The following is a 15,182-nucleotide window of genomic DNA, read 5'->3' as shown; positions in this document are numbered from 1 at the left end:
AGATAATGGGTAATTATGTCACTTTAGTTGTAGCTATTTCAACTTGTTTAATTGGTATCATTACTTCCATTATTGCTTATTCTCAAATGAAAATAGCGAGTGCTAAAGTAAAACTTGATTTGTATGAGCGGCGCTTTAATGTTTATGTAGCTGCATTAAATAATTATAAAGCATTGTATAGCAACCAATTAAAGAAGAAACAATATGCAAACTAGAGCTTGTAAAGGCTTATAGAGAATCAAAATTTCTTTTTAATAAGGATGATGGTATTAGTAAAATTTTAGATACAATAATCAAATCTGGTGCACAAATTGCGCCATATGTTGATTATGCATAGACGAATGGATATTTAGATCCAAACAATTCTCATAAAGAAGCGCTTTATGCTCCAACAATTATTTACGAGAACCTTATAGAGCTAGAGAAAAAACTGTATATTCAATTTGAGAATGTAAAAGGTTGGACATTATTCTAAACGAATTGCTTAATATTTTAAAAGAGACACTTAATGCATTTACTGGTTCGTGAAATTAAAACTTTGGATGAGCAAGCTCCTGCCGAGGATTTGCAACATAAACCAGCGGATATTTTATTTTTGTCTTTTTCAGATAGCGACCTGAATATTATAGCGCAATGTTTGGAACAAAGTGAGTTTCAAACAACCTCTATTCGATTGGTTCCCTTACAACGTTTGCGTCACCCAATGTCGGTGGATTTGTATATTGAGGACACACTCAAGAAATCTAAATTTGTCATCTTGCGTCTTTTGGGTGGGATTGAATATTGGCGTTATGGAACAGAAGAAGTTGTAGCCTCCTGTAAAGCACATAATATTCCTTTACTGGTGATTTCTGGTGAAGGATATGATGACCCCAAATTGGATGAGCTTTGTGCAGTTCCAATGGAACTCTTAACGCAATTCAAAGCGTTCTTTTATGAGGGAGGTGCTCATAATTATGCACATATTTTGCGTTTAACGAACCATTATTTAACTCAAAAATCCTATCAGGCTAATCCTGAAAATTTGCCGATGGTTGGGGAGCATTTTTTTCCTTTTAAGCATTATGAAAATCAACCAACTATAGTTATCTTCTTTTATCGCACACATTTATTAGCGGACAATATTGCGCCCATTACTTTACTGGCTCAGCGTTTTTCTGACAAAAACATCAATGTAAAAGCGGTTTATCTTTCTTCGTTAAAAGATCCAACAGTGTCTTATTGGGTTTCTGATTTTGTACAAAAAACTCGTCCACAACTTATATTAAATGTGACCTATTTCTCTATTCAGCAAGATCCAGAATGTTCGCTTTTTAAACAAATAAATGTGCCTGTTTTACAGATGCTACAACCAGGAAATAGCAAAGCATTATGGGAACAAAGTTTTCGGGGGTTATCGCAAACCGATCTTGCTATTCAAGTTGTCTTACCTGAGCTTGACGGCAAAATCCTCACCACAGCTATCGCGTTTAAAAAAGAAGAAAATGGTCGGCTTTGTTATGAGCCGTATTCTGAGGGTATAGATCTTGTTATTGATCGTGCGTTGGGTTGGATTAACCTGTCGAGTAAAGCAAATAAAGATAAAAAAATAGCTTTGTTTTTATCAAACTATCCCGGTGTTGGTGGACAAGAAGGCCATGCCGTTGGGTTGGATAGTTTTGCGAGTTTATATTATATTTTACAATGGCTGCATGATGAAGATTACACTGTTGCGCAACATATTCCATCAAGTGATGAATTAACTGCCATTTTATGTAAAAAAGAAGCTTACAAGATATTAAGCATCAATGAGTATAAAATACTTTTTTCAGAGCTCCCAATAGGGTTTCAACAAGCAGTTTTAAAAAACTGGCCTGATGTCGAACAAGATGAAACACTTCAAAACGGATTTTTTACTTTACGTTATCTAAAGCTGGATCATATTGTGATTGCCATTCAACCCGAAAGAGCGACAATTACCGATCATAAAACTTTATATCATGATCCAGATACCCCCCCTTCACATGGATATATTGCAACCTATTTATGGTTACGAAAAATACAAGAAATTGATGCGATGATTCATCTTGGCACCCATGGTACAACGGAGTGGTTGCCGGGTAAAGCCACCGCCTTATCTGATGAATGTGCACCTGCTGTTTTATTGCAAGGCCTACCTGTAATATATCCTTTTATTGTGAATAATCCAGGCGAGGCAGCATGTGCTAAACGCAGATTGGGGGCGGTAACGATTGGACATTTAACGCCACCTGTGAATAAAGCGATTTTAAGTGGATCTGCTGCAGAGTTAGAGCGCCTTATTGATGATTATGCCGAGGCTGATGGCTTGGATCGCAGGCGTAGTCAGTTACTATTAGGCGCAATTTTAGATAAAGCTGAATCTTGTGGCCTATTGGCTGAAACAGGAATTAATCGCCAAGAAAGCGGTGATGAAATTGCCTTAAGTCATCTTGATGCCTATTTGTGTGATGTCAAAGATTTACAAATCCGTGAAGGGTTACATATTTTCGGCATGCCTCCAGTAAAAAAACAGCAAATTTTAGATAATATCCAAGCATATGCACCTGACAAAATCGCTGAGCTTAAGCAAAAATTGGATCAGTGCGCAGATAAAGAAAAATATGCTTTATTAAATGCACTTTCTGGAAAATTTATAGAGCCAGGCCCCGCAGGTGCGCCGACCCGTGGGCGTCTGGACGTGCTTCCGACAGGGCGTAATTTATATAGCGTTGATCCCAGAGCCATTCCCACTCAAACAGCTTATTTATTGGCACAAAAAGCAGCGGACCAATTATTGTTACGATACCTGCAGGAAAATGGGGATCATTTACGTCATTTGGTGATTGATTTATGGGGCAGTACAAATCTCAGAACAGGGGGAGAAGACCTTGCCTTGGCATATATCTTAATGGGGGCAAAACCTTTATGGGATCCAACCTCAGGCAGAGTGCATGCTATTGAGATTACGCCTTTGCCAGAAATGGATCGCCCTCGTGTTGATGTAACCTTGCGTATTTCTGGTTTTTTTCGTGACGCTTTTGAAGTCCAAATTAATAATTTTGATCAAACGATCAAAGCCATTGCTTTGCGAGATGAATCAGCTGAATGGAATCCTTTGGCAGGCCTATATCAAATAACACCTCCTGAAGCACGTCAGCAAGCATTAACGCGCATTTATGGCACTGCTCAAGGTAATTATGGTACAGGTATAGAGCACCCGCTTAGTACAGGGAGTTGGCAAGATCAAAAAGAGCTTGGTGAGTTATGGTTAAAGAATTCAGCCTATGGATATGGTCAGAATAAAAATGGCGAGTATGATCAGCAAGGTTTTGCCGATCGATTAAAAACAACACAAGCTTTTTTTCATAGCCAAGATCATGCTGAAATTGATTTATTAGACAGTCCTGATTATGCTGCTCATGAAGGTGGTTTTGCTGCTGCTGCCAAGCTTTTTGATAACTATCCTGTCTTATATCATGTGGATACATCCAAAGCTGAAACGCCCAAAATTCGGTTATTAGTTGAAGAAGTAAACCGTATTACAAGAGGGAGGGTTGCCAACCCTGTATGGATTAACTTTATGATGAAACACTCTTATCGAGGTGCTGCTGAAATTGCCAGATCAGTTGATGCTTTATTTGGATTTGCTGCTACCTTATCGCATCGTTTTGATCAGCAATTCAACTTGGTTTTTGAAGCAACTTTGGGTAATGATGAGGTTAAAGATTTTTTAATAAAAGCCAATAATGAGGCAAAAAAAGCCATTCAAAATCGCTTTAAAGAAGCACAAGAACGTGGATTATGGCATCCTCGTTCCAATAGTGCTGCCATGATTTTGAACGAGGATGAAGAGGATGAATAATATTCGTAGAGGATGGTGTCCTTCATTATTTAAACCGATGGAAACAGGAGATGGTTTTTTATGTCGCATTAAACCTTTTTTTGGTTCGGTTACTTCTGATCAGGCGCAATTCGTTGCGGGAATATCCGAACAATATGGCAATGGCTATATTAATCTTTCTCAAAAAGGAAATTTACAATTACGAGGGTTTACTCGCGAAAATATAGATTTGGTCATCCCCCAAGTTATTAAAGCGCAATTAAGTTCTGATACGGCGAATATGGAAGAAAAGCGTAATATTATGATTTCTCCTTTATGGGATATTGATCCATTAAGACATGTTGAAGTTTATGATATTGCCCAAGAGTTACAAATTGCATTACAAAATCATCCTGATATTCATCCTTTAACAGGAAAATTTAGTTTCCTGATCTCTGGGGGCGAACAATATGGGTTACAAAAAATTTATAATGATGTGAATATTCGTGCTTATAAAGATCAATGGATTGTTCAATTAGGAAAATTTGAACAAGTGATCCTATGTGAAAAACAACAGCTTGTTCCGCTTATTTTAGAAATTATGCAATTTTGTATTCACCATCAAATCAAGCGTTTATTAGAGTCTCAAAATGCCGAGCAATATTTAAAAGAATGTGTCTACCCAACTATTTATTATAAAAATATAGAAGATCAACATTTACTACCTCTAGGTTTTGTAGAACTTTCGACTATATCTTTCGTCCATATTGGTGTTCCTTTTGGATTGATTAATGCAGGACAATTATCTGATCTTGCCAATTTTGCTGAGCAATACGGAAATGGCACTATGCGTTTTACACCATGGCGCAGTATTATTTTGCCAGATTGCGAACAAGAGGCTTTAGAAAAGCTTGGTAACTTTATTACAGACGATCATGACCCTAGATTGCATATTACTTTATGTCCTGGAAAACCTTCTTGTATACAAGGACAACAAGCAACGATGCGGGATGTTTTTGATTTAATTCCTATTTGGAAAAATCAAAAACAGATATTGCATCTTTCGGGTTGTGCCAAAGGATGTGCTTCCCCTGGAATTAATCCTGTTACGTTGAGTGCAACGGCTGATGGATATAATTTAATTTTAAATGGGAAAGCAGATCAAAAACCATCTTATCGAAATCTCAAATTGACAGAAATACTCAATTTGCTACAAACAGAATTCTGTAATTCTCATTAAGAAAAGCTGTTTGATGTCTTTATATGATTATATCCATGATGGCCAAGCAATTTATAAGCAATCTTTTGCAACGATTCGCCATGAGGCTGATCTATCAAGTTTTACCGAGGATCAAGCGAGAATTGCGGTGCGGATCATTCATGCTTGTGGTCGTATTGAGATAACCGAACAACTGGCCTTTCATCCTCAAGTTGTAAAGGTAGTAGAGAAAGCTTTACAGCAAGGTAAGCCTATTTTTTGTGATGCAGAAATGGTAGCACACGGGATTACGAAACGTAGGCTGCCACAAAATAACGACATCATTTGTACACTCAATCATCCTGACACACCCAAAATGGCGCAAATACTGCAAAATACACGCTCCGCAGCAGCAGTTCATTTATGGGGAGATGCACTAGAAGGTGCCGTGGTTGTTATTGGGAATGCCCCGACAACGTTGTTTCATTTAATTAATTTACTAGAGGATAAAAAAATTCCTTATCCAGCAGCAATTATTGGTGTTCCTGTTGGATTTGTTGGGGCAATGGAATCAAAAGAAGCTTTGGTAGAGTGGGGTAAAATTCCTTATCTTATTGTTAAGGGTCGTCAAGGTGGCAGTGCGATGGCGGTTGCAGCGATCAATGCTTTGGCTCAAAAACAGGAAATATAATTTATGAGTGGTCATTTATATATTCTTGGCATGGGGCCTGGTGATCCTGAGTTGGTAACTCGTAAAGCCGAACGAATTTTACGTTATATTTCTTTTTATGCTTATTTTGCCAAAAAAGGTGAAGTTGGTCATGCTCGTAAAATAGCTGACGATATGATAGTATCAACGCAGCAAGAGTTACGTTTTGAATATCCAATCACGACCGAAATTCCGCATAAAACTAATGAATACAAGCAGGCTTTATCTTTGTTTTACGATGAATGTGCTGATATAATAGAACAGCATTTAAAAAACAACCAAGATGTAGCGTTGCTATGTGAGGGTGATCCTCTTTTTTATGGGTCAGCTATGTATATTTTGGAGCGTTTGCAACCCAGTTATTCGACACATATTGTACCTGGTATTTCTGCGATGAGTGGGTGTTGGAGTAATGCGCAACTTCCTATTGTGAAATATGAGCAAACATTGACCGTGTTACCTGCAACATTATCCTCAGAAGAACTGGTTACCAAACTTTGTTATTGTAATGCTGTTGTTATTATGAAAATAGGGCGAAATTTATCCAAGGTTAAGCAAGCATTACAAGAAGCGAATATGTATGATAAAGCGATCTATATTGAGAGGGGAACCCAAGTTCAAGAAAAAATTATGCCACTATCTGAGTTCACAGGTATCGCCCCTTATTTCTCTTTAATTCTGATTGCGGGATAATAATCATGAGCGGACATGTGTATATTATTGGTTTGGGCCCTGGGGAACAGAATTTACAAACAATAGAAGTGGAGGCTTTATTGCCAACTTTGACAGATATTATTGGCTATGGTCCTTATGTTAATCGTGTGCAAGTGCCAGCACATATTCTTAAACATATTTCTGATAATCGTGAAGAATTAGATCGTGCACGTCATGCGTTATTATTGGCGCAACAAGGGCAAAGGGTTGGTGTGGTATCTTCTGGTGATGCTGGTGTTTTTGCTATGGCTAGTGCAGTATTTGAAGCCATTGAACATGGTGATCCTTCATTTAAAGATATTGAGGTTACCGTTTTACCTGGTATTTCAGCAATGTTTGCCGCAGCCTCTCGGTTGGGGGCACCTTTGGGGCATGACTTTTGTGCGATTTCTTTATCGGATAACTTAAAACCGTGGGAAATCATCTTAAAACGATTACGGCTGGCAGCTCAGGCGGATTTTGTTATTGCGTTATATAATGCGGTATCTAAGGCTAGACCTTGGCAATTGGATACTGCACTTGATCTTTTAAGAGAAGAGTTACCTTTAGATATTCCTGTTGCTTTTTGTCAGGCGATCTCGCGTGATAATGAGCATATTGAGCTTACGAATTTAAAAGAGGCCAGTGCTTCTATGGGAAATATGCAAACCCTGGTTTTAATTGGCAGTCGTTATAGTAAGCTTATACAAACTAATCAAAAGATTTGGTTTTATACCCCTAGATCAATACAATCATAGAGATAATGCAAGATAATAAATTTTATCTTGCATCTTAAATCACTCTATATTTTGTTGTTTATAAATTAGATAAGAAATTATCCACGCGATAATAAATAATCCAATGATGGCATAACCTAAATCATTAAAATTACTTCCCAGTGCACTAATCCAATCCCAAAATGTTCCCGTAAGTTCCAGTTGATCTGCAATTAATCCTAAAGCTTCGATACCACCAATAAATAGCGCTACGATAATAGAAACCAAGGTAATCGACATATTATAAAATAATTTACGCATGGGTTTAACAAAGGCCCAGTCATAGGCTTTGAGCATTAAAATACCATCGGATGTATCGATCAAAGACATTCCTGCTGCAAATAAAACTGGGAAAACCAAGATGGATTCAATTGGCACTCCTTGAGTGGCCTGTGCTGCAGCAACGCCAAACATCGAGACTTCGGTGGCTGTATCAAAACTCAGGCCAAATAAAATCCCAAGGGGAAACATATGCCATCCCTTGGTTACTAGTTTAAACATAGGGCGGAATAGGCGTGATAAAAATCCTCGATTATTCAATAAAAGATCCAGATCTTCATCGATATAACTGCCTCCTGCTTTTACGCGTTTATATGATTTATAAATAGAAACAAAAATACAAATGTTCATAATCGCGATAATAAGCAAAAATGCCGAGGAAACCAATGTTCCAATCACGCCAGAAATTTTCTGAAAATTGCCAAAATTATTTAATGTGCTGGCAGCAATAGCAACCAACGCAGCGGCAATAAAAACAACTGTTGAATGCCCCATAGCAAAGAAAAAACCTACTGAAACAGGTCTTTGATTCATTTGCATTAATTTACGGGTAACGTTGTCGATAGCAGCGATATGATCAGCATCCACAGCATGGCGTAACCCCAAGCCATAAATAACCAAAGAAACCCCAAGTAAAGTAGGTTTGTCATAAAAGGCAATAAATGCCCAAATCCATGCGCCGATATTAATAACAGCAAGGATTATATAAATAGTAATGATACGCGCCTTTAAATTAGGCGAGCTTTCATCAAAAAGATGTTTAAGTGCAGTAAACATGAAAAGTTCCTTGCGGTAATATTCATGTCATTATGAAAGAAAAAGAACCATCAGTGACAGATCTTTGCTGCATTGAGGCACCCCGCCCAATGTTTTCATGTTGACGATTAATGATGGCAGGTCTCCTGACTTCATAGTATTGACATAACCTCAACCTTCCCAAAGTAAAAACTTCAGTGGTATGACAGAGGTTACTAACTATTAACAGTTGCGGGGGCAGCTATAGAATTACACTATATTCCCTATTATTCCAAAGGAACCATCAAGATTGTTATAGTCGTAAATTCTTTAAAAGACTATGATTAAAATTTGCTTTTTAAAGAGATATTTATGATGATTATAAAAAGATATAGCTGTATTTTATTACTCAGTATCTTCACAGGGCTTGTTACGAACCAAACTGCTTTTGCACAACCGCACCTAGAATGTTATGCGTATGTTACCGAGATGGTCAGAAGTAGTAACTTCCCAGTGCATGAAGTAGGGAAAGATAAGATCAATTTACTGATTGATGATGATCAACCGAATATGATTAGCGCCCAAGTCGTTTATGATGTTATCTCTCAACCAGATAATCCTAATACATCAGTGGCTATTGGATGGATTAAATATGACGTTAACAAACATATTTTATGGAATAACTCTGCTGATTTGAATGAACATCGTGTGCAATTAACATATAATAAAAAATATGCAGTTGGCTTCGACCAGTGTCATAAAAAACATCGCTAATGATAGATTATCAATATTATTAACCTTTATTATAATTTTTTTAGGATTTTATTTACGATGAACTTACTAAAATATTCTTTTTACTCTGTTGTGCTTAGTAGTTGTATGATCACTTTTGGTTTGAACACGGTCAGTGCGAAAACAATACCCTCTGTCATTTATACTGATCCTGTTGTAACTGATAGAAACTATACAGCGAATGATCAAGTTGTTCATATCCCAACACAAAATGTAAAAATTAATGGGCTATTTATGCTGGCTGCTGGTAAAGGGCTTCATCCCACCATGGTTCTTTTACACGGTGTGCCAGGGAATGAAAAAAATCTTGATCTTGCCCAAGCCGTCCGAAGAAATGGGTGGAATGTATTAACCTTTAATTATCGTGGTTCTTGGGGCAGCCCTGGTAATTTTAGTTTTGCTGGGAATATAGAGGATGCCAAAGCAGTATTATCCTTTATTCAAAATCCTGAAAATCAAAAGAAATTTAATATTAATGAAAAACAAATTGTGTTGGCAGGACATAGTATGGGGGGATGGGTTGTTGCGATGACTGCTGCCCAAGAAAAAAATATTGCGGGTGTTGTGATGTTCTCTGCTGCCAATATGGGGGGAAATGCTGTTATTGCGCCTAAACGCGCTGATACAGTGGCTTGGATGGCAGATAATTTTGAAACATTGAACACAACGCCTGAAAAAATGGCTGATGAGGTTATTCAAAACCAACAAAAATTTGATATGAATAATGCCGCGCCAGGCCTTAAAAATACACCTTTATTGGTTATTTATTCTAATGATTCTTTTGCTAAAGGGGATCAAAAATTTGCTCAGACAGTCGAAGAAGAAGGAAATAAAAACCTATCCTTGGTTCATATTCCTACCAATCATGGCTATAATGATCATCGTATTGCTTTACAATCCACGATTATCAATTGGTTAGATCAACTTCCAATATTAAAATAAACTCTTGTAAAATGCTGCTAGTAAGGTTTTAGATGAGCAGCATTTTTATGAATATTATATGGACAGTATAAAAAGATAATTATTGAAAATTCTCAGTATGAATTAGCGTATGAAAGTTACCTAACGGATTTAGCTAACGATATAGCGTTAATCATAATTTAACCTCATCAGGTAACGATCTTCCTGCAAAATAATCATTTAGAGAATTTAATATTTTAATTGAAATATTTTTGGAGGTTTCATAAGTTGCCCCTGCAGAATGGGGGGCCATAACGATATTTGATAGATCTTTTAAAGCTTGAGGGACGTGGGGTTCATCAGCAAAAACATCTAGGCCAGCACCAGCAATTTTTTTATTTTGTAAACATTCGATCAAAGCCTCTTCATCAACAGTGACGCCACGACCGATATTAATCAGGAACCCACGTTCTCCAATAGCTTCGATGATTTCTTGGTTGACGGCTTTACGTGAATTATCCCCACCACTAGCGGCAATAATAAATATATCTGATTGTTTAGCAAGATCCAGTAATGATGGTACAAAATTCCACTTTACGTCTGTATGTTGATGACGTGCGGTGTAAGAGACTTCATTATCAAATGCGCTGATCCTTTGTGCAATGGCTCGGCCGATAGGACCCATTCCCATGATGCCGACTTTTTTGTTCGAAATAGAGGTTCCTTGGTAATGACAACGTTCTGTTTCCCATTTTCCCTCTCTAATAAACTGATCGCGTAGGTTAAGTTGGCGAGCAACGTTTAGTAATAAACCAATTGCCATATCGGCAACGTCTTGGGTAGGTACATTGGTAGCAATACTGAGTTTGATATTTCTTTGCTTTAAAATTTCGGTATTAACATTATCATAACCAACGCCGTGAACCGTGATGAGTTTAACATTTGGTAGTGCGTTAAGCATCTCAGTTGGTGCACCAATGACTCCGTTAGTAATGATCGCTTCTACTTTGTTAAGAATATCAGTTGAGGGTAAACCATCCAGAACAATATGATTAATATAGTTTTGATTGACTTGTTCTTGGACAGATTGGTTCATAGGAACAAGTTGTAAAATTTCTGGTTTCATGAGGTTAATGCTTTCATTATTTAAAGAAGAATTAAATATTCACATTGAATGTTATTGAATTATAGGCATATTGTAGGGTGATTTTATAGAATTAAATTAGAAATAAGCTGAATGTGATGATTCATTTTATCTTAGGTGGGGCTAAATCTGGTAAAAGCCATTATGCAGAGACGCAACTTATACCCTATCCACAGCCATGGATTTACTTGGCTACAGGTAGGGCGTGGGACGACGAGATGAAAAAAAAAATTAAAGATCATCAATGTCGTCGAGGGAAGGGGTGGGTTACAATTGAAGAACCAATCGAAATGGCTAATTATTTATCTAAAACTACTGAAACGCCTATACTTATCGATTGTTTGACTTTGTGGTTAACCAACTTAATGATGGATAATAGAAATATTCAAGATGAAATCCAAAAGTTGGTTGCGTGTTTACAATCTTATCAAGGGGATGTTTTTATTGTTAGTAATGAAGTTGGTCAGGGAATAGTTCCCGCAGATTTTATGGCCAGGAAATTTCGCAATCATGCGGGAAACCTTCATCAAGAAATTGCTAAAATTGCAGATAAATTTACATTTATTATCGCAGGCTATCCGGTGCAACTTAAAGGCTAAAACCAAGGAAAAAAAATGACTGAAAATGATGCTGAACACCATAAAAAGAAAATGCAAAAAAGAAAGGAACTGCAAACCGAGCTAGTTGCTTCCAAAACAGAGACTAAAGGTCTGGTTATGGTTCATACAGGCACGGGTAAAGGGAAATCCACAGCAGCTTTTGGTCTCCTTTTCAGAAATCTAGGGTATGGCCGTAAATGTGCAGTTATTCAATTTATTAAGGCTCCTGAATGGCAAACAGGAGAGCGAAAAATGGCTGAGCATTTTCCTGATTTATTACAATGGCATACGCTTGGAGATGGGTTTACTTGGGATACTCAGAATAAAGAAAAAGATATTGCCTCTTGTGCCAAAGCCTGGGAAGTTGCTTTACGTTTTTTACAAGATGAAGAGGTTTCTTTAGTTATTTTGGACGAGCTGAATATAGCGTTACGTTATGATTATATTGCAATGGAAACTGTATTAGAGGGATTACGTCAAAGACCCTCTATGCAACATGTTGTGATTACGGGACGTAATGCCAAAAAAGAGCTGATAGAGGTTGCGGATTTAGTAACAGATATGAATTTGGTCAAACATCATTTCGAAGCGGGCGTTAAAGCACAAAAAGGGGTTGAATTTTAATGGCGAATGCCTTGATGTTTCAAGGAACGGGTTCCAGTGTTGGTAAGTCTGTTCTAGTTGCTGGTATCGCCAGGGCATTAAGGCACAGGGGCTTTAAAGTTCTTCCTTTTAAACCGCAAAACATGTCTAATAATGCGGCAGTAACGGCTGATGGTGGGGAAATAGGTCGTGCGCAAGCCTTACAAGCAATGGCTTGTGGGGTTGAACCAAGTGTGCATATGAATCCTGTTTTATTAAAACCGCAAAGTCAAGTTGGATCTCAGATTATAGTACAGGGTAAAATCTGGGGGCAAGCGAAGGCAAGAGAGTATCAAGAAATCAAGCCTCAGTTAATGCCTTATGTGTTGGAGAGTTTTGAGATTTTATCAAAACATGCAGATATTGTTTTAATAGAAGGGGCAGGCTCTGCTTCAGAAATTAACTTACGTTCCCATGATATTGCCAATATGGGATTTGCACAGGCAGTCAAAGCCCCTGTTTTTTTAATTGGTGATATTGATAGGGGAGGTGTTATTGCTAGTCTTATTGGAACACATGCTGTTTTATCATCAGAAGATTTGGGATTAGTTAAAGGCTTTATCGTTAATAAAATGCGTGGAGATCCCTCTTTATTTACCGATGTTATGCACTGGATCAGTCAAAAAACACAATGGCAGAATATGGGGTTGTTGCCGTATTTTCCTGGGTTAAGTCAATTACCTGCCGAAGATGCTGCTGATTTAAAATCAGTTTATCATCAGCCACAGGGTAAGCTTGTGATTTCTGTTTTACTTTTACCGACCATTTCTAATTTTGATGATTTTGATCCTTTGAAATATGAAGAAAATGTTCAGTTGAATTTTGTTAAAATAGGCGATTCTATTCCCAATAACTCAAACGTTATTATTATTCCAGGCTCTAAAACAACGATTGCTGACCTACAAGCTATATATGAAACTGGATGGGATATTGATATCAAAGCACACGTGAGACAGGGGGGGTTTGTGATGGGAATTTGTGGAGGGTATCAAATGCTTGGTTCCCAAATTAGTGATCCACATCATATCGAAGGCGATATTTCCCATATTAATGGATTAAATTTGGTTAATATCTCTACCCAATTAGAGCATTCTAAAACATTACAAAAAGTCACAGGTAGGCTTTTTATAGAAGATATAGAATGTTCTGGTTATGAAATGCACTTGGGGGTAACACAATATCATGGTGAGTATGAGCCTTTTGCAATACTGAACGATAAACAAGCTGATGGAATTATAGCCAATAACCGTCAGGTCTTAGGGACTTATTTGCATGGTGTTTTTCAACATGATTTAACGCGCCAAGCTTTATTAAGTTATTTTGGGATAAAAGCAAACAATGTTAACTTTTTGTCTCAAGTTGAAAACAATTTAGATAAATGGGCAAACCATATAGAGCAGCATTTAGATGTGCTTGATTTATTAAATTATATTTAAATGACTTTTTTGAATGAGTTAAAAAAACCTCCCTAATAGGGAGGTAAGATTAAGTAGTTAATATAAAGAGATTAAGTTAAAAGACATAGTCGGTTATCTCAAGGTAGGTTTAAACTATTTCATAATATAAATAAAATAGCTTTGATTGTTTATATAGTCTTATTTTAGCTAGTTTAGCAATATATTTTTATAATAAAAAAATTATAAAAGTTAATTCTATAAAAAAAACTATCGATCAATAGTTAAATTAATTATTAATTATTAATTATTATCTTATAATAACAATTGATTTTATCAAATAATACTACTTTTAAGTTAATATAGTTTGTAAACTACTTGTAATTTATTCAATTAATATATGTAAAAAATATAAATAATATCTAGATTTAAAATGAAATATTATAAATATTGATTATTATTTAAATTTCTTTAAAATCAACGTGATGATTATTAAAAAAGTTAAAGATTTATTATAAGTAAATGAGAATGTATCTAAAGCGTTTTGAATATCCATTTGATTTAGCTTGCTTTTCCCTGTGCCTATCCAAGGGGAGTCAATCACATAATTTTGATATTGTCGTGGCCCTGCAAGTAAGATGGATAGACGGGTTGCCATTGCAGCTTCGGGCCATCCTGCATTAGGAGAGTTATGTTTTTTTGCCTCTTTAGCTACAAATTTTAAATCAGAGAATGGCTTTTTGCTGGTCGTTAAAATAATGAGTAAGGCCGATAACCGAGCCGCAGGATAATTGACATAATCATCTGATTTAGCAGCAGCAAAACCAAAAAATTTATATTTTTTTGTTTTGTGTCCGATCATACTGTCGGCGGTATTAATCGCTTTATAGGTGATAATACCTGGCAAACCACCGATACATCCCCAAAATACTGGCGCTATAACCCCATCAGAGAAATTTTCGGCAAGGCTTTCAATCGCTGCTCTGGCGATACCCGATGAATCGAGTTGATCTGTTTTTCGACCAACAATTTGACTAACTGCATAACGTGCGTTTTTTATGTCACCTAAGGTTAATGCTTTTTCTACTTCGTGAACATGTTCATATAAAGAGCGTTTTGCTATAAAAATACTGGCTATGACTCCAGATAAAAAATAAGCAATTGGTTTTGGTAAAAATTTAAAAAGTATTCTTTGAAGAAAAATACCTACTAAGCAAGGAATAGCAATTGTTAAGCTTAAGGCTACAAATCCATTTTGCTTTTGTTGTTGTGCGGGATCGTTCGTGTGGTTAAGTTTTTTATCCAAATAATCAATAAGCTTACCAATCCAGATAATAGGATGAGGTATTTTATTATAAATATATTTTGGTTCGCCCCATAACGCATCAATTATTGCTGCGATCAGGATCATTTGTAAATGACACAACAGAAAATGTTGTATAAGGTGAGAAAAGAATTTTTTCATTTAATATTCGTATAAGCCATTATTGGGTTAATAAAG

General features: G+C 36.6%; 14 protein-coding genes and 1 riboswitch. Of the genes, 11 read left to right on the top strand and 3 right to left on the bottom strand.

The features are described 5' to 3' along the window. Positions 1-5: 5 nt before the first annotated feature. The 6 genes from COMX_RS09335 (at position 6) to cobJ (ending at position 7,178) form a co-directional block, all read left to right on the top strand. Positions 6-215 (top strand): hypothetical protein, encoded by a 210-nt coding sequence (locus tag COMX_RS09335; RefSeq protein WP_034340477.1) that lies wholly within the window; start codon positions 6-8, stop codon positions 213-215. Positions 216-508: 293 nt separating this feature from the next. Beyond that, positions 509-3,862 (top strand): cobaltochelatase subunit CobN, encoded by a 3,354-nt coding sequence (gene cobN / locus COMX_RS09330; RefSeq protein ID WP_034340474.1) that lies wholly within the window; start codon positions 509-511, stop codon positions 3,860-3,862. Next, entirely contained in the window at positions 3,855-5,060 is a 1,206-nt protein-coding gene (gene cobG / locus COMX_RS09325; protein WP_034340472.1) for a precorrin-3B synthase, read from the top strand. Before cobN ends, cobG begins: the two co-directional genes overlap by 8 nt. A 13-nt stretch (positions 5,061-5,073) precedes the next feature. After that, the gene (locus COMX_RS09320; RefSeq protein ID WP_034340470.1) at positions 5,074-5,709 is read left to right on the top strand and encodes a precorrin-8X methylmutase; all 636 of its coding nucleotides are present in this window, start codon (positions 5,074-5,076) and stop codon (positions 5,707-5,709) included. 3 nt (positions 5,710-5,712) lie between these two features. Continuing rightward, entirely contained in the window at positions 5,713-6,420 is a 708-nt protein-coding gene (locus tag COMX_RS09315) for a precorrin-2 C(20)-methyltransferase (RefSeq protein ID WP_034340468.1), read from the top strand. 5 nt (positions 6,421-6,425) lie between these two features. Continuing rightward, positions 6,426-7,178, top strand: a complete 753-nt coding sequence (gene cobJ, locus COMX_RS09310; RefSeq protein ID WP_034340466.1) for a precorrin-3B C(17)-methyltransferase — start codon at positions 6,426-6,428, stop codon at positions 7,176-7,178. 39 nt (positions 7,179-7,217) lie between these two features. Here the strand turns inward: cobJ and COMX_RS09305 are convergent, their stop codons facing one another. Then, the gene (locus COMX_RS09305; protein WP_034340464.1) at positions 7,218-8,252 is read right to left on the bottom strand and encodes a HoxN/HupN/NixA family nickel/cobalt transporter; all 1,035 of its coding nucleotides are present in this window, start codon (positions 8,250-8,252) and stop codon (positions 7,218-7,220) included. Positions 8,253-8,350: 98 nt separating this feature from the next. Next, positions 8,351-8,531: riboswitch (cobalamin riboswitch) on the bottom strand. A 51-nt stretch (positions 8,532-8,582) separates the two neighbouring features. Between COMX_RS09305 and COMX_RS09300 the strand changes: the two genes are divergently transcribed. Continuing rightward, positions 8,583-8,984, top strand: coding sequence for a hypothetical protein (locus COMX_RS09300; protein WP_051462085.1), 402 nt, complete (start codon positions 8,583-8,585; stop codon positions 8,982-8,984). Between the two features lie 57 nt (positions 8,985-9,041). Next, a complete protein-coding gene (locus COMX_RS09295; protein ID WP_051462083.1) occupies positions 9,042-9,944 on the top strand; it encodes an alpha/beta hydrolase family protein in 903 nt (300 codons plus the stop codon). A gap of 151 nt (positions 9,945-10,095) precedes the next feature. Here COMX_RS09295 and COMX_RS09290 read toward each other — a convergent pair whose 3' ends face one another. After that, positions 10,096-11,028 (bottom strand): 2-hydroxyacid dehydrogenase, encoded by a 933-nt coding sequence (locus COMX_RS09290; protein WP_034340462.1) that lies wholly within the window; start codon positions 11,026-11,028, stop codon positions 10,096-10,098. A 116-nt stretch (positions 11,029-11,144) separates the two neighbouring features. Here COMX_RS09290 and cobU point away from each other — a divergent pair, with 116 nt between their 5' ends. Genes cobU through COMX_RS09275 form a run of 3 tightly spaced genes read left to right on the top strand, consistent with a single transcriptional unit; the run spans position 11,145 to position 13,723 of the window. Beyond that, entirely contained in the window at positions 11,145-11,645 is a 501-nt protein-coding gene (cobU, locus tag COMX_RS11235; RefSeq protein ID WP_034340460.1) for a bifunctional adenosylcobinamide kinase/adenosylcobinamide-phosphate guanylyltransferase, read from the top strand. Between the two features lie 15 nt (positions 11,646-11,660). After that, complete coding sequence (gene cobO, locus COMX_RS11230; RefSeq protein WP_034340457.1) at positions 11,661-12,269, top strand: cob(I)yrinic acid a,c-diamide adenosyltransferase; 609 nt, start codon at positions 11,661-11,663, stop codon at positions 12,267-12,269. After that, the gene (locus COMX_RS09275; RefSeq protein WP_034340454.1) at positions 12,269-13,723 is read left to right on the top strand and encodes a cobyric acid synthase; all 1,455 of its coding nucleotides are present in this window, start codon (positions 12,269-12,271) and stop codon (positions 13,721-13,723) included. The genes cobO and COMX_RS09275 overlap by 1 nt, the downstream gene beginning before the upstream one ends. 415 nt (positions 13,724-14,138) lie before the next feature. On the opposite strand, the gene cbiB is transcribed toward COMX_RS09275, so the two are convergent. Beyond that, positions 14,139-15,146 (bottom strand): adenosylcobinamide-phosphate synthase CbiB, encoded by a 1,008-nt coding sequence (cbiB, locus tag COMX_RS09270; protein ID WP_034340453.1) that lies wholly within the window; start codon positions 15,144-15,146, stop codon positions 14,139-14,141. Positions 15,147-15,182: the final 36 nt, after the last annotated feature.

Origin of the sequence: Commensalibacter papalotli (ex Servin-Garciduenas et al. 2014) (genome assembly GCF_000527695.1) — a bacterium.
GTDB classification, from domain to species: domain Bacteria; phylum Pseudomonadota; class Alphaproteobacteria; order Acetobacterales; family Acetobacteraceae; genus Commensalibacter; species Commensalibacter papalotli.
Note: the sequence above shows the minus strand (reverse complement) of the source record. Positions and strands in the feature narration are given on the sequence as shown.